Genomic DNA, 23,203 nt, shown 5'->3' with positions numbered 1-23,203 from the left:
GGTCGGCACGCCGGCCCCCGCGCGCTGCGCCGCCGCAACACGGGCACCGACCGAGACGGACCTCGAGCGCGATTCCCGCAGCGAAGGCCAGGACCAACCACCATCGCCCGGCCGGTTCGTCAGCCGACATGGTCATGATTGCAAGCCGCGCAATGGCTGAGCTTGTGCAATCGCGACGAGAAGCTGGTGTCCGAGATCGGTCAGTCGCATGGGACGGCCATGATTTCCTCGGAAGAATACAGGGCCATCGAGTTCTCTCTCGATTCGGTTGATCTGTAGAACGAGAGCGTTGCGGTTGATGCCAAGCGCGGCAGCCCCAGCCGTCATGGAGGGTTGGTCGGCGATGGCCACGAAGCGGTCAAGCCGTTCCCAAGCTCCAGCGCCGGTCAGCACTTTCTGCAGCATCGATGGACATGTTGCTGCTTGTTTCGCGATGTTAAGAGCCGCAGTGTGGCTGCGGCCGCCCCCGGGTCTGACGGGGATGTTGAGCCGTGCTGCCCAGCGGACCATGTTGGGCTGGCTCATACCAGTTTCCCTGGCGATCTCGGTCAAGGTGCGTTGGCTGTTGACGTGCTGGTCGTACAGCCAATCTCGGGAGATTACGACACGGGGTGTGGGTCCGGGGCCGGGTCGGCGCGGTCGGTGGGTGATGACGCTGTACTCTCGGGCGAGTGCTTCGATGGCTCTCCGGCCTATGCCGTGTCTTGCTCCGATCTGTTGGAGAGAGAGCCCTTCTTCCTCTAAGAGCCGGGAAACTTCGTTGGCGGTCAGATTGATACGTGCCCAGCGTTTGACATCCCCCACAGCCCGGGCTCGTTGAATGGTCATGGGAACCGGGATCGCAGGATGGCATTCCATGAGGTACCTGATGGTATCGGATGTCGTGCCGAGACTTTCAGCTGCTCGTGGCAGCGTCATTCCTGGTTCGCGGATCAAGCCGTGTAGCAGATTGACGTCGATGGTCTCTGGATCGCGACCAGGAAAGTTAAGGCCCTCAAGTAGATGATTGGGCGGCTGCCAGGAAAGCGGTTCGTGGATGGAGTTGACCTGCAGGAATTGGTCGGCGACTCGGTCGAGTTCGATGACGAGCTCGGGAGTGAGTTGCGTGGCGAAGTCGGTCAGCCCGGCGCGGAAGACAGGGCCCGTGATGTTGAAGGTGGAGGGTGCGTGCTCAGCAGGCAGTCCACTGAGCCTTTCATACAGTAGGCAGCGGGCGAATCTGACGCGAACGCCTTTGCCTGGCAGCAATGCGGTGCGGCGGCAGATCTCTGTCCAATAGGCGTCCGGGAGTATGCCGGTGTAGTCCAGGCGCCGTCGTCGTGAGTAGTCGATGGGAGCAGGGCACTCGTCGAGATAGTCGGCGAGCCGAGTCAACGCGGCAAGTATGTCGGGCCACGCTGGATCAGCTGCAAGTTTTTGAAGAAACCATGAAGTGCGCGACGCTTTGACCACGGTGGAGAGGCGTCGACTTACGTCTGCGTACTCCAGGCGATTGCCGATGATCAGTAGCACGCATGAGAGCGCAGGCCGCAGAAGCCGCGTAAGTGATCCCTGCGTCGGTGATATCCGCAGAGACCATGCAGGCCAGAAAACGCTAGGGACGGATCGTGAACGGTCCAGGGTGCGTGCGGATACGGCCTCAAGGGTGTCCGGCCTTGAGGAGGTGACCCGGTGCCGAAGCTGTTCGCTAGGTCTGAGCATTGGGCCGACAGCCGCGAGCTGGGCGGACCTGAACACGGCGCTCGTACCAATCCCCCACTGCGCCAGCATCGATGGGTTGACTCTCGCGGCAGTCTGTTGACGAGCGGAGATGAGCCAGCGCATCGCCTGCCCGGCTTCGCGGACGCTGCGCTGGTTGAGGATATTGACTGCAGCGGTGAGACCAACCGCTGTAGCGATGGCACTGGGGGGAGACGTAAACCCCAAGCGGGCAGACGGGTTGGCCACATCGCTTACGGACATGGACAACAGCTCGTTGTAAGGCTCCAGAAGATCCGCGGGTAGGCACTCGGCGAGTTCTTGAGTTGTCGCTAGGGCCAGGACGCGGCCGGCGAGGGCTCGGACGTCGGACAAGGCCGTCATGGCTGGCTGTGGATCATCGGCATAAAGGCCGAACCCGGCAGTGCCGGTGTCGATCGCCTGAAGGAGCAGCCGCTGCGTTGTCATAGCCGCGTGAGAAGAGGGAACCTGGATACAGCCGACCGTAGTAAGCGCTCCTCCGCACCGAGCATGGTTAGCTCCCGGGTTGGCGCAGTATCCAGGCTGAGGGATCACATACGTGGCATGGGCATGCTTGCGCTGAACACGTTTGCATACCGGGCAGAGGTCAGCGAGCAGGCAGTCGTGAATTGGACAGGCGAAGGCCCACCCGAGGCGCCAGAAAAGTTGCCATCTTCCCGAACTGAAGGTGAGGCAGTGTGGACAGAATCGTGAAACTCGGGCTCGACCCCACAGCACCTGCGTGGTGACTCGGCCAGCGGATCGGTCGAGGCGAAGGGCGCGTCCATCGTAGTGCTCCAACGTCATCGCCTTGATCGTTTGCGGGTGTGTCCCGGTGACGTATGCGACCGCGTCGGTCTGGCGCTCGCGGAGGCGTGTAGTCCAGCCGCTGAAGCGATTGTCAACAGTCTCATCAGCATGGCCTAGGTGCGAAGGTCGGTAGAGGCCAAGTTGCTGCAGCACCTCACCCATCGGGGTGTGCAAGCGCGCGGCAGTCGCTTCAAACCAAGAGTCGATTGCCTCTCCAGCCACCGGTTCTAGTCGGATCGGCAGCGTCCGGAGGTCCATCACGTCAGGCGCTGGCTCGGCCGACTAGTCAGCCTGCCGCCAGCGAAGGCAAGCTCAAGTTCCTGGCGGCCCTTCTCTGAAGCAGCGTCGTTCTTGACCTGGTCTAGCAGCGCGACGTTCAGACGTTCGGCTCCGGTACGGACCGCTCTCTGGCAGCCGCGATTTATCAACGTCATCAGCGAGCCGATATGTCCAGTACTTCGGGCGAACAAGTAGTCCGACAGCTCATCGGCGATCATGCCTGGGTACCTGTCGGCTAGAACGACGTGCTGCTCGATCGCCAGCAAGGTGTTGCGCCATGTAGTGCGGCCTTCGCCAGTGGTGATATGAAAGGGTGCGATGCCTAGCTGCGTGGTCCGGCGCCCCGTCTGGGCCAGGACAGCGTCCTCGTAGCTATCACCTTCGTCGAATAGTCCCCGCTTCTGCAGTCCGACGCCGATCATGAGCAGGGTTACAGGAAACTCATTCGCGATGTACTTGAAGTGGTTGCTGACCTCGATGCTGTTCTTGGTCCTCCACCCTAGAAAATGCAGGTCATCGATGATCAGAAGCTGCGCCTCGCATGACAGCATGGCATCCAGAGCACGAAACCCGAAGTCGGCAGCGGTGCCACTAAAACGGCCGGGGTGGCCGTAGAACTCCAAGATGGCACGGTTGAAGTCTCGCATGCTGGTGTTGCTGGTGAGCCCGACCCGGCATACGGGCCATCGTTCATCGCCGAAATCGGTGCGCTCGCCCTTGTCTCTAATCTCACGGCGGTGCAGCTTCTTAGCAAATGCCAAGGCGGCGGTGGTTTTGCCGAGCCCAGGGAACGCGTCGATCGCGATTCCACCTTTGACCTTGTCGCAGTCCTGATCATTGCTATCGAAGATGTCCCACAGATCTTCATGCAGAGCTGCCATCTGCGGCGTTTCGATCGGTCCCAGGTTTGCGTGGTGTTTGCGCCGTAGCTTATTGTATTCCTCTCGTGCCGACTCATGGAGGTTGTTTAGTTGGCAGCGGGTGAGGGGCTCAGGTCTGGGTCGGGCGGGACTTTCTGCCAGACGCTTAAAGCCTTCCTTGCGTGACAACGTCAGCTGATCCAGCTTGGAGCGCAGGTCATCGGCGTGTTTGGATTGATGGCGATTAGTCATCGACATCCTTAAAAGCGGTCGCGTAGAAGTCATCTTCGGCTTCGTGCACCGCGTCGTCGTGGCCGCGAGTACTCACAGATGCCGGCGGCGCGGGGAGCAGGTCGAGTTCATCGGCATCATCGTCATCCCCGACTGCCTCCTGGGATAGCTCCTGCCACTGGCGGTCAGCCTCGGCTGGACCGCAGAGAGTTCTCTTGAGTAAGGGCAGTGACGACGCTGGATCGTCGTCCAGATCAGGCAGTTCGATGGCAGCCTGCTCACGTGAGAGTCGCAGCGCCATCCGTCGCTCGGTGCGACTCACGTTCAGTCCGAGGTTCCAACGTTCCAGCAGGTCATGCAGTGCAAGCCTGTCATCGGGGTAGGTGTACTTTGCTGCGGCGAGGCGACGAGCGAACTCCAGCGCTTCCATGCTGAAGGGGGTATCCAGCATCGGGGCGTGTTCCCAGTTGAGCGCATGCCACTTACGAGTGTCGGGATGCCGGAAATAAATCTTGGTGATGTCATCAACGTTGATGTGGAAGGGCCAGCGGCCCTTGGCCTCGCCCAGGTAAGGGCTGGTCTGGTGGCGAAAGTCTTCCAGGACGTCGCCGTTGTAGCGGCAGCGATTCACCTCCACTCCATAGTGATGGACTGGCAGGTACTCCGCCCTCAGGAACTCAAAGCCAAGGTTCGGATCCCGTGGCACCTCCACGTAGCCCGATCGGGCGACTCCGTGCTCGAACATCATCGCCGGCGAAAGCTTTAGACCCGGCATGTGCGGGTCGACCAGGCTACGGTGCGGCCGATGGTGGTAGACGGTCGCGATCCACGTGGCGATACGCGCTTCGAGCTCATCCAGAAACAGAAATGCCTGGCCCTCGGGATCGAGCCCTCGTGAGTAGACATCTGGCCCCTTATAGCCGGGCAACCGCTCCAGTAGCCCCTGCCGCAACGTGCGGAAGAACCGCTCGAGCGGTCCCTTATCTCGGCCCGTGCGTAGCCTCGCGGGCTGAATTGAGATCCCCAATCGTCGGCAAACGCTGGTCACATGCGCCGAAAGGAACACTTTGCCATGATCGATCACGATCGTCTCTGGCACTCGCGGCGCGATCGCTCCTGAACGTGACGGTGTCGAGGTGAAAGCATCGCGGTCGACCAGCACACCCCGCGGAAGGCCATGCTCGGGCCAGACGGCATGTGGCGGCCAGTCCTTGCCGGCCGGGCGTGGGCGGAAGACCTGATATAGAACGCCGCTGACGTCCACGGCCTTGGTCGACACTGGCGTCACCCGAAGCCCGGCGATGCACCTGTCATACCAGTCCATGGCAACCGTGATTTCCGCCTGCACCCACCGCAGCGTGATCGGATCCAGCGCGAACACATCCGATCGGGTGGTGTCCAACAGCACATACTCGCCCGGCCGCGTCGGACGGAGCCGTCCATAGGCCTTCTTTGGCCGGTCAGCTGCTTCTCTGCGCCGCTTGGAGCTACTGTGGAAGGTGGGGACTTTGCGATTCAGCTCCTCCAGATACCGATAGGTCGCCGATCTGCTGGGCACTTGCACCACGTCTAGCCCGTAGCGGGCCGTCAACCGGGCTGCGATCTGGTCAGCGACGAAGGCCATGGTCGGCTCGGACTCGTTGGTGTACTCGGCCATAACTTCCAACGCCATCTCCACCCACTGCGGATCGGCCCGGCCTAACGGCCCCGCGCTCTGGGACTCAAAGCCGAAACTTGCCACCAAGCCCGCCTGACCGAAGGACTTGTAGTCACTGATCCAGCGTTCCAAGGTCCTACGGCCGACTCCGAGTTCGCTGGCCTTGGCCGTGTACCTCTTGGTCAGCGGTAGCGTTGGGTCGTATCCGGCATGGGGCTCACCAGGCTGCGGCACCTCCGCGCTGCCCGAGCGATAACCGGTCAATGTCTCCTCTAAGTGGGCCGCTCGCTCTGCTACTTGCGCCAGTTGAGCGGGTGTCAGCCGACTCAGGACTGCACTGGCGGTCTCGTACAGGTCATCGACCTCCGGCCCGTCGACATTCGGGATCACCCTGGCTCGATCGCCGAACAGGAGCTCTCGCTGCGACATACGCCGTATACGGCCCAATCTGTCCTTCAAGACAACTTCGTTACCCGCCTGGGTGGCCATCAGCTCAACGATCTCAACCGTCTCGGCGTCCAACAGCAGCCGAGTCCCTACCCCGAATCTCACCCCGGCCCAGCTCATCTTGGCCGCTCCAGCACATGGTCGCCCGAAAGCATTATTGTCAGATCCACGCCGTAGACCTGCTTCCAAAGCAGGTGAAGCAGATGAGAACGAACAAGCCGCTGCGGCCATCCAGTGACGGCAGCCAGAGCCTCGCGTACCGTGCGACCTTCGAGATCCGCTGCGATCAACGCTCGCAACAAATCCGAATCGAACAACCAGTCGCGGCGAAAACCTGCAAGCAGTCGCAAGTTCGCCAATTCGGCCGACGGCGGCTCGGACCACACCTCATACCGCCAGCCACGCTCTTCGACGAGGTCTCGCGTCCACGCTAGCGTGAACGCGACCTTTTCTACCTCCAGCCGCTTGCGCGGCTTGACGTCCACTACTACCGGCCCGGTGTTCGTGATCAGCAGGAAGTCCGGTACGTGCCGCCGGGTATCTCCTCGAATTTGGGCCATGAGTAGGAATGGCTGAGCTACGATCCAGGACACGCATTGATCGAAGTCGGCGTACAGCAATCTCGCCAGCTCCAACCGAGATTCATAGATCACCAGGTCCGCCATGGTGGCAGACCAATAGAAACCCGGAAAATGCCGCTGCCCTTCATGCCAGCGGAGTGTCCGCCATGGCGCAACGGACTTCATCCACTCGATGCTTACCAGCGATAGCGCCGTGGTGGTCTGGCTTTTGCCGTCCGCGGCGCGTGCTGACACCGTAGCTGTCGCGTACGAAGCCGTCGCGGCAGGACCGCTAACCATATGACGCATAGTGACAGATTCATGACGCTATGGAGAGTCAAATCTCAAGCTGGCACCCCAAGCAATGTCACTGACCCGGGACGAGATGCCATCAAGCCGCCAAGATCTTTGGGAAAATGCCACCCAGGCTGGGACGCTACAGCGCGGCGAGCTCGGACTCGTCGCCGGGCGGCGGCAGCACGCCGTAGCCGAAGAACGTCAGCTCGCAGACGTACGGCCGGTCCTGCGCGCGCAGCGTGCCGGCGGCGGCGCTGCGCGGGTTGGCGAACGTGGTGCCGTCGTGCGCCTGCCGCTTGGCGCAGGCCTCCTCGAACTGCGCCGTGGTCATCATGACCTCGCCGCGCAGCTCCACCGTGACCGGATCGGCCAGCCGGTCGGGCAGGCCGACGATGGTGCCGATGGCGTGGGAGACGTCCTCGCCGGCGGTGCCGTCGCCGCGCGTGACCAGCTGGGCCAGCCTGCCGTGGCGGTAGCGGGCCGAGATCGCCAGCCCGTCGAGCTTGGGCTCCACGCTCCACGCCGTGACCGGCCGCCCGAGCCGGCGCTCCAGCCCGGCCGCCCAGTCGGCCAGCTGCTCGGCGCCGAACACGTTGTCGAGGCTCAGCATGGGCACGGTGTGCGGCACGTCGCCGACCACGGCGCCGCCCGCCACCTTGCCCGTCGGCGAGGACGGCAGCACCGACTCGGGATGGGCCTCTTCGTACGCCTGGATGCCCCGGACCAGCCGGTCGTAGGCGTCGTCGTCGAGTGTGGAGGTGCCGTCGGCGTAGTAGGCGGCGGCGGAGTCCAGCGAGAGCTGGACGGCTTCGGCGTAGGCCGTGTCGTCGGCCAGGACGGTGAAGGGCGGCGTCTCGGTCATGCCTCGATCATGCCCGCCGCCACCGACAGTTCCGGCTCCCGCGGGCGGGTGCCGTACATCCGACCGGTGTCCGGATCAGGACAGCCGCCGACGCCAACCTTTGGCACGTTCCACACGTCTCACAAGTCGCCCCAACGATCTGGAGTCTCGATGAGCTACCCGCCCCAGCCGCAGGATCCCTACGGCTCGCAGCCCCCCAGTCAGCCGTACGCGCCCGTGCCGTCCGGGCCGCAGTACGGTCCGGTGCAGTACCGGCAGGTCAAGGAGCACGGCTTCAACCCGGTCACGTTCGGCGTCCACCTGTGCCTGTGGATCTTCGTGCACTCGTGGCTGATGCTGTTCACGCTCGGGTTCTGGCTGCTGGTCGCCATCCCGGTGACGTTCTTCGGCTGGCGCGTCAAGCGGACGGTCCCCGTGCAGAACTACGGCCAGCAGCCGCCTCCCGGCTACTGACACCGGCAACCTCAAAGTTCGGTTTGAGGTTTCCTGTACGCGGAGGTATAAAGGTGATAGTGACGACGTCAGGTCGACCCAGACGGGCGACCAGGAGGTGATGACGATGCTGCTGACGTCGATCGATCCCTTCCTCCAGGAGGTCACGCGGCGGCTCGACCGGCCCGGTCCGCCGGTCATGCCGATGGACGGCGTCCGCCGCCACGACGACGTGTTGCTGCGCTTCGACGTGCCGGGCGTCGACCCCGGCTCGATCGAGGTGACCGTCGACCGGGGCGTGTTGTCGGTGAGCGCCACCCGGCAGGAGCCCGCCGGCGACGACGAGCGGATGTTCGTCCAGGAACGGCCGATGGGCAGCTTCATCCGGCGCGTCTACCTGTCCGAGCAGCTCGACCCCGAGCACATCGAGGCCGCCTGCCACGACGGCGTGCTGACCGTGCGCATTCCGACGCTCGAGACCACCAGGCCGCGCAAGGTGGAGATCCACACCCGCGACCGGACCAAGGCCGTGACCGGATGACACCGGCGGGCCGGCCCCCGCGTGGACGCGCCGACGATGACGCCTCCCGCCCCGGGCACGCCATCGGGGCCGCGCCTGCCCGGCGTGTGCCGCGATCCCTGGGACCAGCACGTACGGCGGAGGCCGCGTAGATCCGGAAGGTGATGGCGATGCGCGACCCGTACGAGGTGCTGGGGGTGTCACGCCACGCCGGGCGGGCCGAGATCCAGCGGGCCTACCGCAGGCTGGCGCGCGCCTACCACCCCGACGTCAACAAGAGTCCGGAGGCCGAGGAGACGTTCAGGAACGTCGCCGAGGCGTACGCGATCCTGTCCGATCCCGAGCGGCGCCGCCGCTACGACGCCTTCAGCGAGCCGGGCGACGTGTGGGCGCACGCCGGGGCGGGGGCGCGTACGGCGGGCTGGACCGCCGGGCCGTGGGACGGCGGACCGCGCGCGGGCTTCGAGACCCGCTTCCGCGACGACATCCTCGACGACCTGTTCGGCGGCTTCTTCGGCGGCAGGCGGGCGGGCTGGGGGCCCGTCCCCGGCGCTGACCGGGAGGCCGAGCTGGAGGTGACCGTCGAGGAGGCCTACCACGGCACTCGGCGCACGATCACCTGCGACGGCGGGCACGGCATCCGGATCGCCATCCCGGCGGGAGTGACGGAGGGACAGCGGATCCGGCTGGCCGGGCAGGGCGGCCGCGGCTCCGGTGGCGGCCGTCACGGCGACCTTTGGCTGGTGGTGCGCATCGCGCCGCATCCCCGCTACCGGGTCGAGGGGCGCGACGTGCACACCGAGCTGCGCCTGGCGCCGTGGGAGGCGGCCCTGGGCACGTCCGTCGCGCTGGACACCCCGGGCGGCGAGACGAGGGTCAGGGTGCCGCCCGGCACCTCCAGCGGGCGGCGGCTGCGCCTGCGCGGACGCGGCCTGCCCGACCCCCACGGCGTGCCCGGCGACGTGTACGCGGAGGTGCGGATCGTGGTGCCGCGGACGCTCTCGAAACGCGAGCGGAAGCTGTACGAGCAGCTGGCCGCCGCGTCCGCGTACGACCCGGGAAGCTTCTGATCGGGGACGAACGACCATGCAGGACGACGCGTTCGCGGCGAGTACACCGCCCGCCAGGAGGCCGAGCGGGCCGCCGCGGCGGTGCTGGAGTGCTCGGGCAGCGCATCACCCCGGGCGCGGCCGAGGACCTGGCCGCGCGGTTACCCGGCCGACGCCGTCCCGGCCAGGACGGAACGGACACAGACGTCCGGCGTGGCGGAGTTCTGCCGCCGGGTGGCCGAGGCGACCGGCGCCACGCCGGAGACGGACATCGCATAACAACGTCAGCGCGCAGTACTCCACATGATCAGGTCCGGTCACGCAGGGCCTCCACCGACTCGGGCTCCACTCCTTCGGCCAGCGGGGCGGCGGGCCTGCGCCCCTGATCCCGCCGCCACGTCTCGAACGCCGCCGTGGTGGCGGCCACCACGGCCACCCCCAGCACGACGCCGGCGACCGCGTCACTCACCCAGTGCACCCCCAGCGCGACCCTCGTGCAGGCCACCGACAGCGCCAGGAACCACGCGAAACCCCAGGCCACGCGCCGCCACCAGCGAGGCAGCGCGGGCAGCAGGAGCAGGACGATCACGCCCGCGCCGATCGTCGCGTTGACCGCGTGGCCGGAGGGGAAGGAGTCCCCGGGCGCGAGCGCGACGGGATCGGGCAGGTGCGGCCTGGCCCGGGCGACGATGATCTTCAGTACGAGGGCGAGCAGCCCGCCCACGGTGATCGTCGTGACCGCCCAGGCGGCCAGCCGCGCGGCGCCCTTGTTCAGCAGCCAGACGGCGTACGCGACGACCGCGATCCGCCACGGCCACGGCCCGAACAGGTTCGTCCACACGATGAGCAGCCGCGTCACGCCGGGATTCTCGAGCGCGTACGCGTGCAGGTCCTCGGCGACCCGCATGTCCAGGTCGTCGACCGGCATCCTGGCGACGATCAGCAGCAGACCGAACGGGATCATGGCGAGCACCACCGCGACGCTCGCCATCGCCAGCCTCAGCCCGAGATGTCCTTCCTCGCTCCGCATTCCGGCACGGCTTCCCCGACGGACGGAAAGGATTCCTGCCGATGGGCGCGGCGTAGCATCTGCCGCTATGAGCACCGAAGTGACCTATGACGACCGTCTGCGCATGGTGCCGGTCGATAGCGAACGGTATGCGGCTGCGGTCGAGCAGATGAAGGCCGACCTGGAACGGCTGGGCGGCGCGGCGGAGCCGTCCGCGGTGTTCAAGCTCTTGCGAGCGATCGGCTCCGGTCTGGTCGTCCTGCGCGCGTGCGGTGAAGCCGTCTCATACCTGGAACGCGCGCTGGCCGTGGCCGGGGACGATCCAGGCCGCCGGACGGCCGTGCTGATCAACCTGGCCGACGCTCATCGGTACGCCGATGACTTTGACCGCGCCGAACCTCTCAACCTGGAAGCGCTCGACCTCGCGCCGGCGCGGCTGCGCGACTTCGCCCTCCAGCACCTCGCCAAGCTGCGCATCGACCAGAAGCGTTTCCGCGAAGCCGAGCTGCTGCTCCTGGAGGCGCTGGAACGGCGCAGGGCCAAGGGGGACGCGGAGCTGATCTCGTCCACCGAACTCACCCTCCGGCGTTGCCGCCGGGAAAGCGCCATGCGCGGCCTTCCCGCTCGCTCTTCGGAGACGTTCACGGGGAACCCACCGCCCACAGGTGCTGGGTGGCGTACGAGCCCCACGGGCTCCACCGGCTCGGCCGGGCGCGCATCCGGTGCAGGGCACGCCGTACGGCGAGGTCGGGAATGAAGACGTCGGGGTCGCCGAAGGCACGCATGAGGACCAGGGACGCCGCGCGCGGCCCCAACCCCGGCAGGAGCAGCAGACCCGCACGGACCTCACGGGGATCGGCCCCGGCGTCGAGCACGACCTCGCCCTCCGCGAGCGCGTCGACAAGGGCGGGCAACGTGCGACGACGCTCCGCCGCCCCCGTGCCGCGACCCTCGGCACACTGCGGGCCGAAGCCGTAGGGAGCCGGCGGGACCGAGGAGGCCGGGCCGGGGTCGTGGGCGGGCCGCCGGGCCCAGCAGATCAGCGCCGGCAGGTCGGGGAACGTGTGCGTCACCTGCCCGACCGGGGTGGTCAGTGGGCGGCCGTAGGTCGCGACCAGGTCGGCGAGGCGGACGCGGGCCCGCTCGGCGGGGACGCGGCGTGACAACACGGTGCGGACAGCCAGTTCGGCGGGATCGGGGTGGCCGGGGACGCGCAGGCCGGGGCGCGCCGCGACGAGCGGCCCCAGCACCGGGTCCGCGCCGAGGAAGGCGTCGATGGCCCGCTGGTCGGCGTCCAGGTCGAGCAGCCTGCGGCAGCGCCGTACGGCCGCCGCCAGATCGCGCACGTCCTCCAGGTGGATCTCGCAGGCCACGTACGCGGCGGACGGGACGTGCCGCAGGGCGACCACGCCCGTGCCGTGCGGCAACCGCAACGACCTGCGGTACGTGCCCTCTGCGTACTCCTCGACCCCGGGCACCGCGTCGCGGCCCAGGCGGCGCAGCAGCGCGGGCACGTCCATCGGCGGCCGGTACGGCAGCCGCGACGCGATCACGCCGGGCGTGTGCGGCAGCTGATCGGGCCGGGTGGCCTGCCGCAGCCGGGTCGGCGTGGTGGCGTAGACCTGCCGGATGGTGTCGTTGAACTGCCGGATGCTGGCGAACCCGGCGGCGAAGGCGACGTCGCTGACCGGCAGGCCGGTGCACTCCAGCAGCGTCCGGGCGGTCTGCGCCCGCTGTGCCCGGGCCAGGGCCTGCGGTCCCGCGCCGACCTCGGCCGTCAGCAGGCGGTGCAGGTGTCGTTCGCTGTAGCCGAGCCGCGCGGCCAGCCCCGTCACGCCCTCCCTGTCGACGAGCCCGTCGGCGATCAGCCGCATCGCGCGGGCCACGAGGTCGCCGCGGGCGTTCCACTCGGGCGAGCCGGGAGCGGCGTCAGGGCGGCACCTCTTGCATGCCCGGTAGCCGTTGACCTGGGCCGCCGCCGCGGTGGGGAACAAGCGCACGTTCCGCCGGCTGGGCATGACCGCCGGGCAGCTCGGGCGGCAGTAGACGCCCGTCGTGGTCACCGCGACGTAGAACCACCCGTCGAAGCGGGGGTCGCGGCTGCGCATCGCCGCGTAGACGGCCTCCTCGTCAACCATCCCCGCCAGCATGCCAGCCGCTCACCGCGCCGGACCGGCGGGCATCGGACGTCGACGGCTCGACGGCTCGACGGCCGATGCCCGCCAGCGCCGGGCGGCGCGTGCCCGCCAGGCTGGCCCGCATGCCTGTTGTCGATGATCTTTCTCGTGGCCGGTCGGGCGTCTACCGGCGCGCGCTCGCCGGCCGCGACTTCCGCCTGTTGTGGATCGGCTCGTCCTTGTCGCTGGTGGGCGACGGGATGACGTTCGTGGCGCTCACCTGGATCGTGCTGTCCCAGCCGGGCGGGACCCGGCAGCTGGGGCTGCTGACCGTCTGCTACACGCTGCCGGTGTTCGTCGGCGGCTTGCTCGCGGGGCCGGTCCTCGACCGGTTCGACAAGCGGCACGTGCTGGCGGTGGACAGTGTGGTGCGCGGGCTGGCCATGGCGTCCGTGCCGGTCGCCGCGTGGGCCGGGGAGGTGCCGGCGGCGCTGCCGTTCGTCGTCGCCGCGGTGTACGGGCTGTTCAAGATGGTGCCGCTGGCCGGGTTCCCCGCGGCGATCCCCGACCTGGTCGTGCCGGAGCACCGGGACGCGGCCAACGCCCTGGAGTCGCTGAGCTTCAGCGTGGCCGGGATGATCGGGCCCGCCCTGGGCGGCTTGCTGATCGGCGTGGCCGGGGGTGAGGCCGTGCTCGCGTTCGACGCGCTGACGTACGCGGTGCTCGCCGTCACGGCCCTGTGCGTCCGCCGTCCGCTGAAGCCGGACGCGGGTGACGTCCGCCGTTCCCTGGATCCGGACGCGGGTGACGTCCGCCGTTCCCTCGATCCGGACGCCCCCGCCTCCCGTCGCCCTCCGCGGACGGGCGCCTCCGTGGCTCGCCGCTCGGCGGGCCGGCTCCGGGGGACGTCCGGCGGTGTGCTTGTGCTGCTGCGGGACCCGGTGCTGGTGGCCACCACGGCGGCGTTCATGGCGTTCAACGTCGCCATGGGCATGCTGCTCGTCGCCGGCCCCTGGCTGGCCAAGAACGAGCTGTCCGGCGGCCCGAACGCCCTCGGCCTGGTGCTGGCCGCGATGGCGGCCGGCGAGCTGGCCGGAGCTGCCGCCGCCGGAGCCCGGCAGCCGCGGGGCCGCCCGGTCGTGGCCATCGCCGTGGTGCAGCTGGTCGCCGCGACCGGCTTCCTGGCGGTGACGTTCGCGCCGCACACCGCCGCCGTCGCCGTCGGCTACCTGGTGATCGGGTTGTTCAGCGCCCCGATGACGGTCTGGGCGCAGTCGCTGCGCATGGCGCGCATCCCCGCGCCGCTGCGCGGCCGGGGCTTCGCGATCCTCAGGACGCTCATGCAGGCCACCCCGCCCCTCGGCGCCGCATGCGTGACGCCCCTTCTCGATGCGGGACGGCTCCTCCCCGCCGCACTGGCCATGGCGCTCGCCGCGGCGCTGCCAGCCGTCGCGTTGCTCACGTACGGCCTGCGGACGAGGGGATGACGTGACCGACCGGTGCCCGCCCTCGGGCGGCGAGACCGAGCCCGCCATGACGGCCGGCACGCTGCCGAACAGGGTCGCGACGGCCGCCCTGGCGGGATCACCGCGCAGCGGGAATCCCGCAGCCACGGCACGCCGGCGGGTCGAGACGGCCGGCCTGGCATGCCGCGGCATGTTCGGCTCGGCGGGGAAGCGGCGAGTCCGCGGTGATCAGGGTGTGCGGCGGGTGACGACGGCCACGGTGGTGTACTTCACGGGGAAGGCGCCGCCGATGGCGTCCAGGGCGGCGCCCACGGAGGTCAGCACCTCGTCCAGCTGCTCGGGCCCGAGCCGGGTGAACAGGCCGCTGGTGGGCACCTGGTCCAGCCACTCGTCACGGGTGTAGACCCGCTCCCACGCGAACCGCCACTGCTCCGGCTCGCCGAACGCGCCCGCCTGCCGCATCCCGTCCGCGGCCTTCTCGCACAGCAACGCGTACGGCTCCGGGCCGCCCGCGGGGCTACGCGGGTCCGGCGCGCCGGGCAGCACCCGCCGGTAGGCCGCCCCGAGGGCCTCGGCCACCTCGTCCGGCGCCTGGAACGAGTTCCAGAACACCGCCAGCCGGCCACCGGGACGCAGCACCTGCGCCGCCTTCACCGCTCCGGCCACCGGGTCCACCCAGTGCCAGGCCTGCGCGGCGACGACCGCGTCGAAGGTGCGGCCGGCCGCGTCCCACGCCTCGAACGTCGCCACCTCGACCTCGACCCCGGTGTCCCGGGCGAAGCGGGCCATCCGCGCGTCGGGCTCGACACCGAGCACCTCGCAGCCGGCCGCCTGGAACTGGCGGGCGTCGATGCCGGTACCGCAGCCCACGCTGAGCACGTCGCGCCCGGGGACGGCGGCGACGATCCGCTCCACCAAGGCGGCGGGGTAGGAGGGGCGGGCCCGGTCGTAGCGCTCGGCGTCCACGCCGAACGACTCGGCCATCTGCCGCTGCTGATGGGGGTCGGTCCCCGAAGGTATAGTGGGCATGCGCCCACTTTAAGTGGGCGTGCGCCCACTCGTCAACGAAGGAGCGATGCACGGTGCCGACAGGGGTGGCCCTCCGCGACGTACGCGAGCAGTTGTTCGCCGCAGCCGAGCGCGTCCTGCTCCGCGACGGGCCGAGCGCGCTGACCAGCCGCGCGGTCACCGCCGAGGCGGGGGTCGCGAAGGGCGTGCTGCACAAGCACTTCGCCGACTTCGACTCGTTCCTGGCCGAGCTCGTACGCGAGCGGGCCGCCCGGATCGCCCACCTGGAGGCCGCGCTGCGCGACTCGGCCGGCACCGGCTCCGTCGCCGGCCACCTCGCCGACGCCCTGACCGATCTGTTCGGGCCGGTCGAGCTGTCCATCGTCGGCCTGCTCACCTTCCGCGACGGCCTGCGCGCCCGGCTGCGCCAGACCTGGCCGACGGGGATCCCCGTGCTCACGGAGGCCGCCGCCGCGTTCGCCTCCTACCTCGCCGCCGAGCGCGATCGGGGCCGCCTCGTGCCCGGCGCCGACGTCGACACGCTGGCCCTCACCCTGGTCGGGACGGGGCACCTGCTGTTCTCCGGCCGGGACGGCACGCCGCCGGAGGCCGCGGCCGTCCGCGGATACGTGAGCTCCGTCCTGGGCGGCGTCGTACGGGAGGCGTGAGGCCGGCTCAGGACCACTTCGCGCAGTGCTCGCCCAGCCAGCCGCCGGGGACCTCCAGCCGGTGCTCCTTCAGCGTCCTGCGCAGGCGGTCGGCCTGGAAGTCGATGACGTCAGGCATGCCCGCCTGGGCCAGCGCCGGCTCGCAGGCCCGGTGCTCGCGGCAGGCGTACAGGCCGGCGAGCAGCCTCAGGCCGATCTCCAGAGCCGCCTGGGACGCTCCCGCCCGCACCCGGCGGGCCAGATCCTCCCGGTAGGGGCGGATCACCTCGTCGAGCAGTTCCCAGGCCGCCACGCGCAGGTCGACGTACCCGCCGCCCCACTGCGGCCCCGCGCGTTCGGCGAGGTCGCTCAGGCGCAGGCCGCGCAGGGCGGCGGAGACGTCCTTCGCCACCGCCGTCCAGTCGCCGCTGCCGAGCATCCGCCGGCCGATCTCCTCCGCCTCGGGGACCAGATCGGGATGCGCTTCCAAGAGGGCGAGCAACACCTGTCCACGCTCGGCCGCCGACAAGACGGCCAGCACCGTGCCGTTCTCCATGGGGTCCCAACGTTCCTGTCTGCAGAGACGTGAAAAGCGGTGACCTGCCAGGGGCGGATGCGCACGGCGACGCTGGAGCCGCATGCCTGCCTGCTCCGCCTGGCGCTCCAGAGGTGGAGCACGCGCCCACGTTCCCCTACCGGCCCCGTGTCCGGTAGGGACCAAAGTCCCTTCTTTCCAGCAGTTCGGGCATTCTCCGCACGAGGAGCGGCGCAGGCACGATCGGGTGATGCCGCACGGACCCGCGCGCGCCGTACGACGGTGAGCGAAGTCGAGTGCCCGAACGTCTTCGCCAAGGTCGGGGTGGACACCCGGGCCGCCGTCGCGCCGGAACGCCGGCTCACCTGACCGCCCGGCGATTGACGATCCCGCGCCCCCTGCGGTCAATGTCGCTGTAGGTAACGATGTGACTTCCATTGGTGACATGTGCCGGCCCGCGGCCGGTGGCGGTGGGTGAGATGGGGCGTCGTTGGAACGCCTTCCAGGAGGTCCCGTGCGCTTCCGCACCGCTGTCGTCGTCACCGGAGTCCTCACCGCCATCCTCGTGCTGGGCGCACTCTGCGCCCCCGAAGCGCCGAGAAGCGCACGGCCCTTCGCGGGGGAGGAGTCCCTCACTCCCTAGCGGTCGCGCAGGGCGAGCAGCTCCGAGACGGTGACGAACCGGTAGCCCTGCTCGCGCAGGCCGGCCACCAGGCCCGGCAGGGCGGCCCGGGTGTTCGCGCCCCCGCCGAACCAGGGGTGGAGCAGGATGATCGAGCCCGGCCGGGTCCGCTCGCGCACGGCCGCGACGATCTCCGCGGCGGTGGGGGTCGTGCCGGAGTCGGGCTCCACGTCCCACATGACCGTGTGCCGCTGGGTGCGGGCCAGATACAGCGGCAGCGCCAGCAGCTTCTTGCCGGTCGGCGGCCGGAACGTGATGTCGCCGCGCTGACCCGCCGAGCGGATGGCCACGTCCGTCCGCTCGACCTCCTCGGCCACCGTGGACGGGCCGACGAACACCATCCGCCGGTGCGAGTACGTGTGGTTGCCGAGCTCGTGACCCGCGGCGACCAGGGCCCTCGCGTCCTGCGGCCGGGCCGCGACCTGCGCGCCGTTGACGTAGAACGTGGCGCGCACCCGCTGCTCGGCGAGCGTGGCGATGATCTCGCCGGTCTGCTCGCCGGGGCCGTCGTCGAACGTCAGGGCGACGACCTTCTCCGCGGTCGGCACGCGATGGGTCAGCTCTCCGGCCAGCTGGAAGGACCGCGCGTTCATGAGCTGATACAGGCCCGTCGTGCCCAGGACGAGGGCGAGCACGGCCGCGATCAGTACGCGCCGCCTCCTCCGTTTCGTCGTCGCCGTGTTCATGGCTGGTCATCACATCATGGGCGCGCCCGTCTCACGCCCGAATCCCGGTCAAGCCTCCTGGCCGGGCCGGCCATGGCGGGCGTCCACGACGAGCGCGAGGGCCAGGCCGGTGAGGGCCAGCGCGAGGGCGGGCACGAGCGCGAGGCGGGGTGCGGTCACCAGCAGCGGCGTGGCCTCGCTCACCATGCCGCCCCAGTCGGTCTCCGGGGGAGGGAGCCCGACGCCGAGGAAGCTCAGTGAGGTCACGGCGATGAGCGCCCTGGCGAAGTCGGCCGTGGCGACGGTCAGGACGGTCCCGGCGATGTGCGGGCCGATGACGCGCCGCAGCAGGTAGCCCGCCGACGCGCCGATGGCCCGCGACGCCAGCACGTGGTCGGCCGAGGCCGCCCGCCGGGTCGCCGTGGCGGCGACGAGAGCGCAGCTCACCCAGCCGAGCGGCACGAGCGCGGCCAGCACGGTGCCGTACCCCGGGGTGAGCGCGCCCGCCAGCGCGAGCGCCAGGGTGAGGCCGGGCAGCGCGAGCGCCACGGTGGCGGCGAAGCGCAGCAGCCGCTCGGCCGTCCCCCCGGCCAGGCCCGCCGCCGTCCCGAGCGCCGCGCCGAGGGCCGTGGTGATCGCCGTGACGGCCAGGGCGACCAGCAGCGATGTACGTCCGGCCGCGGCGGTCCTGGTGAGCAGGTCACGGCCGAGCTGGTCGGTGCCCAGCCAGTGGGCCGGCCCCGGCGGCAGCAGCGCCCGCCGCAGGTCGGGCAGGTGCGGATCGTACGCCGACACCACCGGCGTGACCAGGCAGAACAGCACGACCGCCGCGAGCATCGCGACCCCGGCGCGCTCTCTCGCCGGCGAGGCACCCGCCGCGACCCCGGTACGCCCTCTCGTCGGCGAGGCGCCCGCCGCGACCCCGGTACGCCGCCTCACCGGCGACGCACCCGCGGATCGCAGGCCGCCAGGCAGAGCTCGGCCAGCGCCAGCAGCAGCACCGCCGCGACCGCGGTGACCAGCACGTACGCCTGCACGACGGGCAGATCCCGCTGCCTGATCGCCGTCACCGCCAGCTGCCCCACGCCCGGCCAGGAGAACAGCGTCTCCACCACCACCGCGCCGGTCAGCAGCTCGGCGAGCATCACCCCGGCCGCGGTGATCGCGTTCGGCGCGGCCACCCGCAGCGCGTGCACGACGATCGTGCGCCGCCGCCGCAACCCCTTGGCCGCGGCCAGCTTGACGAACGGCAGCCGTACGGCGTGCGCGAGGTCCGCGCGCAGCAGCCGCAGCAGCGTCGCGGCGCCCGCCAGGCCCAGCGTGACGGCGGGCAGCACCACCGCGCCGGGGCCGTCGCCGCCGCCCGTGGGCAGGGCGCGCAGGCCGACGGCCACGACGCTGATCAGCACGATCCCCACCACGTACGGCGGCACACCGGAGACCGCGACCGTCACGAGAGCGAGGGCGCGGCTGACCGGCGAGCCCGGCCGCAGGACGGCCATGAGCGCGGCGAGCACGGCGAGCCCGCCCGCGACCAGCGCCGCCGCCCCCGCCAGCCGCAGCGTCGCCGGCAGCCGCGCGGCGATCTCGCCCGCCACCGGCGACCGGTCGGCGTAGGAACGCCCGAGGTCACCGCGGAGCACGTCGCCCAGCCAGCTCAGGTACCGGTCGAACAACGGCCGGTCGAGCCCCAGCTCGGCACGCAGCGCCGCCACGCTCTCCGGCGTCGGCTGGACGCCGCCGCGGCGCAGGATCTCCTCGGCCGGGTCGCCCGGCGCCAGCGCGGTGAGCAGGAAGACCAGCAGCGAGAGCGCCAGCAGCGCGAACAGCAGCTCGGCGCCGCGCCGCACCACCACGGCCGTCACGTCGAGGGCGCCAGCGCACCCAGGTCGACCACGTACGCCACGCTCTGCCGCACCCCGCCGACCGCGGCGGTCGTCACGATGGGATTGTCCTGGTACGCCAGCGGGATCATCGGGCGGTCGGCGGCGAGCAGCCCCTGGATCCGGTGGTAGAGGTCACGCCGGGCGGCGGCGTCCGTCTCCGTCGCGGCCCGGTCGACCAGCCGGTCGAACTCGGCGCTGCGGTAGCCCAGCCGGCGTTCGACGTTCCAGGGCGCGTCGGAGCGCAGGAACCGGCGGAACAGGTAGTCGGCGTCGCCGTTCGGCACGCTGTACGCGCTGAGGAAGACGTCGTAGTCGCCCGACTCCATCACGGCCTTGGTGGCCTCGGCCACGGTCACCTTCGCCGGGATGCCCGCCTGCTCCAGCGCCGCGCGCAACACCTCGGCGATGTCGGCGTACGGGAACTGCCCGGTCTCGGCGGAGGAGATCAGGATCGTGACCGGCGCGGACGGCGCGCCCGCCTCAGCCACCAGTGCGCGGGCCCCGCCGGGGTCGTACGCGGCGGTGACGCCGGGAGCGGCGAGGTCGCCGAAGACCGGCGACAGGAAGGCCGCGCCCGGGGCGGCCGTGCCGGCGAGCAGCGTGTCGGCGATCGCCTGGCGGTCGATCGCCAGGTCGGCCGCCTCGCGCAGGCGAGGGTCGGAGAAGGGCCGCCGCGAGGCGTTGAAGGTCAGGTAGTGCGTCAGCACCGACGGGCTGCGCAGCACCCGGAAGGCGTCGTCGGCGGCGATCGCCGGCGCCTGCGCGGGCAGCAGCGCCCCCTTGTCGATCAGCCCGTCCACTTCGCCGGCGCGTAACGCGGCCACCCGGGCGTTGGCGTCCGGGATCACCCTGACCACGACCTTCTCGTACGCGGGCGCCGCGCCGTGGTAGTGCGGGTTGGCCGTCAGCACGGCCCGCTGCCCCTTCACCCACTCGGCCAGCGTGTACGGTCCCGTGCCCACCGGCCGGCCGGCGAAGCCGCCCGAGGCGGTGAACGCCTTCGGCGACTGCACCATGCTGAAGAACCCCGCCAGCCTGGCCGGCAGGTCGGCCACCGGCTCCTCCAGCGTGAACACCACCGCGTCCGCCTCGGCGCGGACGTCCTCGACCTTGCCGTAGGCCGCCTCCATGCCGGCGTCGAGGCTGAAGAAGGCCGACTGGCGGGGCGCGATCCGCAGGAACCGCTCGACGTTGGCGACCACCGATTCGGCCGTCAGCGGGGTGCCGTCGCTGAAGCGCACGCCCTCGCGCAGCGTGAACGTCCACCGCCGCCCATCTTCGGCGGCGCTCCACGACGCGGCCAGCGCCGGGACCGGCCGCAGCCGGTCGTCCACCGTGACCAGCGGCTCCCACACCCGCAAGGTCTGGTGGACGTAGTACGGATCCTCCGGGCCCGCGACGAGGTCACGCGGCGCCGCCAGGGTCAGCTGCGCCGTCTCCGGCCCCGCCTCCTGCCCGCCGCACCCCGGTAACAGCGCCGTCAGAACGGCCATGAACGTGATCAAGAGTCGCCTTCGCATGGTTTTCTCCGCTCGCATACGGCACAGGTGACCGTGTAAATCCGGATTCGGGAAGATCCTTCGCGGACTGGATCATGGGCCGCCTCCGTGAGGCCCGTGTCCCCGCCGCGCGACTGGCGGACGACGCCGACCGCCGCCGCCGGTTGCCGGATTGAAAACGGTTATCGACATCATGGCATGGCATCGCGCATGGAAAGGGGCGGTATCGGCCAGAAACGACGTGCGGCGCGGGGCGGACGATGGGCGAGCCGGCGGTCCAGCGGGGGATGATCGGCGTCCGGAAGGCCCGCGATACGGTGATCGGATGACCCGAAATATCACCATAATCACGGCTTCTGCTGGCGACGGGGACGTCGTGGGTGAGATACACGCGGAGTCCTGGAAATCCGCGTACGCCGGATTCTTCGCCCCGGAGTTCTTCGCCGAGGCCGTGCGGGAGCGTCGCGGCAAATGGCACGCCGTCCTCGCCGAGGGCCCTGAGGGAAAGGGCCCTGAGGGAAAGGGCCCTGAGGGAAAGGGCACGGTCATGCTGGCCGCGGTCGACGGGCGGCCGCTGGCCTTCTCCTACTTCGGCCGATCGCCGGAGCGGCCGGGCTCGGCGGAGCTCTTCGGTTTCTACGGTCACCCGGACGGGTGGGGGAGCGGCGTGGCGGGCGCCCTGATGACAGCGTCTTTGAGCGCGATGCGCGAGGCGGGCTTCGACGGTGTCCACCTGTGGACGCTGAGGGACACGCCCCAGTCACGCCGTTTCTACGCCAAGAACGGTTTCACGGAGTCGGGCGCGGTACGCGCCCACGACTTCGGCGACGGCCACCCGATCGAACAGGTCGAATACCAGCTGACCTTCGGCTGAACCGGTAAAAGGACATGGAAGCGGGCATGCGCCTGCTGCTCCAATGACCTCCGCGCGCAGGCAGCCGATCGCGCGGACGCGCGTCGAGCTCCAGCCTGCGCGCCTGCGGGGGACCGCAGTCATTGACGAGTCAGTGAAGGAACGTTCGTGGAGCAGAACGAGATAGGCCGGCGGAGCCTGATCGCCGGCGGGCTCGCCGGCATCGCCGCGACCGCGGTGGCTTCGCCCGCGGTCGCGGCGGCGGGCGACGGGGCGGCGGGCGACGGGGCGGCGGGCGACGGGGCGGCGCAGGTGACGGAGGAACGCCTGCGGGGTTACACCCTTCCGCTCAGCCCCCGAGGTGTGGCGAACCTGGCCGCAGCGCCCCCGTGGAACTACGCGGGCGACGTCGTCGGGGTGGAGTTCTGGACCTCGGCCGAGGCGGCCGCGGCGTCCCTGCCGACCGGGTTGTCGCCGGATCCGTCGTCGTCGGGACACGGGTACGCGTTGTTCATCGACTGGCAGTTCTCCGGTGAGCACGAGGAGTACCTCGACCCGGTGCGCAGCCTGTACAGCGAGTTCCTGATCCTGATGGACGCCCGCTGGCAGGACACGCCCGTCGCCTGGTGCCCCTACATCTACGTCGACAACGACTCGTCGCTGGCGCGGGGCTGGGTGCAGGGGTTCCCCAAGAAGATGGGCGCCATCCACCAGACCCGCGCGTTCCAGGTTCCCGGCAAGGCGACGCCGGTCGTGGGACCGGGCGGGAAGTTCGGCGCCAGCCTCTCCGCCGCCGGCCGCCGCCTGGCGGAGGCGCGGGTCACCCTGCAGCAGACCTCGAACACGCTGCCCGCGCTCGGCCGCCCGATCGTCAACCTGCGGCACTTCCCGCGCCTGACGGCGGGCCAGCACGACAACCCGGCCGTGCACGAGCTCACCATGTCCATCCTGGACGACCCTCGTACGGCGGGCACGTGGACCGGCTCCGGCCAGCTGAGCTTCCTGGCGGCGCCCGGTGAGGAGCTGGCCGACCTCAAGATCGTCCGCACCGGCATCGGTTTCCGCGGCTCCCTGTCGTACACCGTCACCGACCTGCGCATCCTCACCTGATCC

General features: G+C 69.9%; 22 protein-coding genes and 1 pseudogene. 9 read left to right on the top strand and 14 right to left on the bottom strand.

What is annotated here, in order from left to right:
• Positions 1-132: 132 nt before the first annotated feature.
• The 6 genes and pseudogenes from ACIBP6_RS09335 to ACIBP6_RS09310 all read right to left on the bottom strand — a co-directional run bounded on the left by ACIBP6_RS09335 (position 133) and on the right by ACIBP6_RS09310 (position 7,722).
• The gene (locus tag ACIBP6_RS09335) at positions 133-2,166 is read right to left on the bottom strand and encodes a LysR family transcriptional regulator (RefSeq protein ID WP_397051495.1); all 2,034 of its coding nucleotides are present in this window, start codon (positions 2,164-2,166) and stop codon (positions 133-135) included.
• Between the two features lie 177 nt (positions 2,167-2,343).
• A pseudogene (locus tag ACIBP6_RS09330) lies at positions 2,344-2,787 on the bottom strand (TniQ family protein); the annotation flags it as partial.
• The gene (locus tag ACIBP6_RS09325; RefSeq protein ID WP_397050403.1) at positions 2,787-3,920 is read right to left on the bottom strand and encodes an ATP-binding protein; all 1,134 of its coding nucleotides are present in this window, start codon (positions 3,918-3,920) and stop codon (positions 2,787-2,789) included. The gene ACIBP6_RS09325 and the pseudogene ACIBP6_RS09330, both read right to left, overlap by 1 nt.
• A complete protein-coding gene (locus tag ACIBP6_RS09320; RefSeq protein ID WP_397050401.1) occupies positions 3,913-6,078 on the bottom strand; it encodes a hypothetical protein in 2,166 nt (721 codons plus the stop codon). The genes ACIBP6_RS09325 and ACIBP6_RS09320 overlap by 8 nt, the downstream gene beginning before the upstream one ends.
• Before the next feature lie 41 nt (positions 6,079-6,119).
• Positions 6,120-6,749, bottom strand: a complete 630-nt coding sequence (locus ACIBP6_RS09315) for a TnsA-like heteromeric transposase endonuclease subunit (protein ID WP_397050399.1) — start codon at positions 6,747-6,749, stop codon at positions 6,120-6,122.
• A 250-nt stretch (positions 6,750-6,999) separates the two neighbouring features.
• Positions 7,000-7,722, bottom strand: a complete 723-nt coding sequence (locus tag ACIBP6_RS09310; protein ID WP_397050397.1) for a hypothetical protein — start codon at positions 7,720-7,722, stop codon at positions 7,000-7,002.
• 150 nt (positions 7,723-7,872) lie between these two features.
• Between ACIBP6_RS09310 and ACIBP6_RS09305 the strand changes: the two genes are divergently transcribed.
• The 3 genes from ACIBP6_RS09305 to ACIBP6_RS09295 all read left to right on the top strand — a co-directional run bounded on the left by ACIBP6_RS09305 (position 7,873) and on the right by ACIBP6_RS09295 (position 9,744).
• Positions 7,873-8,175 carry a hypothetical protein gene (locus ACIBP6_RS09305; protein ID WP_397050395.1) on the top strand — a complete coding sequence of 101 codons (303 nt, stop codon included), beginning with the start codon at positions 7,873-7,875 and terminating at the stop codon, positions 8,173-8,175.
• A gap of 106 nt (positions 8,176-8,281) precedes the next feature.
• Positions 8,282-8,695 (top strand): Hsp20/alpha crystallin family protein, encoded by a 414-nt coding sequence (locus tag ACIBP6_RS09300; protein ID WP_397050393.1) that lies wholly within the window; start codon positions 8,282-8,284, stop codon positions 8,693-8,695.
• Between the two features lie 149 nt (positions 8,696-8,844).
• A complete protein-coding gene (locus tag ACIBP6_RS09295; RefSeq protein ID WP_397050391.1) occupies positions 8,845-9,744 on the top strand; it encodes a DnaJ C-terminal domain-containing protein in 900 nt (299 codons plus the stop codon).
• A gap of 286 nt (positions 9,745-10,030) precedes the next feature.
• Here the strand turns inward: ACIBP6_RS09295 and ACIBP6_RS09290 are convergent, their stop codons facing one another.
• Positions 10,031-10,753 (bottom strand): phosphatase PAP2 family protein, encoded by a 723-nt coding sequence (locus ACIBP6_RS09290; protein WP_397050389.1) that lies wholly within the window; start codon positions 10,751-10,753, stop codon positions 10,031-10,033.
• 67 nt (positions 10,754-10,820) lie between these two features.
• On the opposite strand from ACIBP6_RS09290, the gene ACIBP6_RS09285 reads away from it, so the two are divergent.
• The gene (locus tag ACIBP6_RS09285; protein WP_397050387.1) at positions 10,821-11,489 is read left to right on the top strand and encodes a tetratricopeptide repeat protein; all 669 of its coding nucleotides are present in this window, start codon (positions 10,821-10,823) and stop codon (positions 11,487-11,489) included.
• On the opposite strand, the gene ACIBP6_RS09280 is transcribed toward ACIBP6_RS09285, so the two are convergent.
• Positions 11,374-12,870, bottom strand: coding sequence for an AlkA N-terminal domain-containing protein (locus tag ACIBP6_RS09280; protein WP_397050385.1), 1,497 nt, complete (start codon positions 12,868-12,870; stop codon positions 11,374-11,376). The genes ACIBP6_RS09285 and ACIBP6_RS09280 overlap by 116 nt on opposite strands.
• A 122-nt stretch (positions 12,871-12,992) precedes the next feature.
• Between ACIBP6_RS09280 and ACIBP6_RS09275 the strand changes: the two genes are divergently transcribed.
• The gene (locus ACIBP6_RS09275) at positions 12,993-14,336 is read left to right on the top strand and encodes an MFS transporter (protein WP_397050383.1); all 1,344 of its coding nucleotides are present in this window, start codon (positions 12,993-12,995) and stop codon (positions 14,334-14,336) included.
• A gap of 207 nt (positions 14,337-14,543) precedes the next feature.
• On the opposite strand, the gene ACIBP6_RS09270 is transcribed toward ACIBP6_RS09275, so the two are convergent.
• Entirely contained in the window at positions 14,544-15,344 is an 801-nt protein-coding gene (locus ACIBP6_RS09270; RefSeq protein WP_397050381.1) for a class I SAM-dependent methyltransferase, read from the bottom strand.
• A 53-nt stretch (positions 15,345-15,397) separates the two neighbouring features.
• Here ACIBP6_RS09270 and ACIBP6_RS09265 point away from each other — a divergent pair, with 53 nt between their 5' ends.
• Positions 15,398-15,991, top strand: a complete 594-nt coding sequence (locus tag ACIBP6_RS09265) for a TetR/AcrR family transcriptional regulator (RefSeq protein ID WP_397050379.1) — start codon at positions 15,398-15,400, stop codon at positions 15,989-15,991.
• 7 nt (positions 15,992-15,998) lie between these two features.
• Here the strand turns inward: ACIBP6_RS09265 and ACIBP6_RS09260 are convergent, their stop codons facing one another.
• Positions 15,999-16,526 (bottom strand): hypothetical protein, encoded by a 528-nt coding sequence (locus ACIBP6_RS09260; RefSeq protein ID WP_397050377.1) that lies wholly within the window; start codon positions 16,524-16,526, stop codon positions 15,999-16,001.
• A gap of 493 nt (positions 16,527-17,019) precedes the next feature.
• Between ACIBP6_RS09260 and ACIBP6_RS09255 the strand changes: the two genes are divergently transcribed.
• A complete protein-coding gene (locus tag ACIBP6_RS09255; RefSeq protein WP_281282644.1) occupies positions 17,020-17,148 on the top strand; it encodes a hypothetical protein in 129 nt (42 codons plus the stop codon).
• Here ACIBP6_RS09255 and ACIBP6_RS09250 read toward each other — a convergent pair.
• Genes ACIBP6_RS09250 through ACIBP6_RS09235 form a run of 4 tightly spaced genes read right to left on the bottom strand, consistent with a single transcriptional unit; the run spans position 17,145 to position 21,258 of the window.
• Positions 17,145-17,873 carry a polysaccharide deacetylase family protein gene (locus tag ACIBP6_RS09250; RefSeq protein ID WP_397050375.1) on the bottom strand — a complete coding sequence of 243 codons (729 nt, stop codon included), beginning with the start codon at positions 17,871-17,873 and terminating at the stop codon, positions 17,145-17,147. The genes ACIBP6_RS09255 and ACIBP6_RS09250 overlap by 4 nt on opposite strands.
• 48 nt (positions 17,874-17,921) lie before the next feature.
• The gene (locus tag ACIBP6_RS09245; protein WP_397050373.1) at positions 17,922-18,791 is read right to left on the bottom strand and encodes an ABC transporter permease; all 870 of its coding nucleotides are present in this window, start codon (positions 18,789-18,791) and stop codon (positions 17,922-17,924) included.
• Positions 18,788-19,717, bottom strand: coding sequence for an ABC transporter permease (locus ACIBP6_RS09240; protein ID WP_397050371.1), 930 nt, complete (start codon positions 19,715-19,717; stop codon positions 18,788-18,790). Before ACIBP6_RS09240 ends, ACIBP6_RS09245 begins: the two co-directional genes overlap by 4 nt.
• Positions 19,714-21,258, bottom strand: a complete 1,545-nt coding sequence (locus tag ACIBP6_RS09235; protein WP_397050369.1) for an ABC transporter substrate-binding protein — start codon at positions 21,256-21,258, stop codon at positions 19,714-19,716. Before ACIBP6_RS09235 ends, ACIBP6_RS09240 begins: the two co-directional genes overlap by 4 nt.
• Positions 21,259-21,613: 355 nt before the next feature.
• Between ACIBP6_RS09235 and ACIBP6_RS09230 the strand changes: the two genes are divergently transcribed.
• Both ACIBP6_RS09230 and ACIBP6_RS09225 read left to right on the top strand, forming a co-directional pair.
• Positions 21,614-22,111 carry a GNAT family N-acetyltransferase gene (locus tag ACIBP6_RS09230; protein WP_397050367.1) on the top strand — a complete coding sequence of 166 codons (498 nt, stop codon included), beginning with the start codon at positions 21,614-21,616 and terminating at the stop codon, positions 22,109-22,111.
• A gap of 147 nt (positions 22,112-22,258) precedes the next feature.
• On the top strand, positions 22,259-23,200 hold the full coding sequence (locus tag ACIBP6_RS09225; RefSeq protein WP_397050365.1) for an acetoacetate decarboxylase family protein: 942 nt from the start codon (positions 22,259-22,261) through the stop codon (positions 23,198-23,200).
• Positions 23,201-23,203 lie beyond the last annotated feature (3 nt).

This window comes from Nonomuraea terrae, from assembly GCF_044465245.1.
Lineage (GTDB): Bacteria > Actinomycetota > Actinomycetes > Streptosporangiales > Streptosporangiaceae > Nonomuraea > Nonomuraea terrae.
Note: the sequence above shows the minus strand (reverse complement) of the source record. Positions and strands in the feature narration are given on the sequence as shown.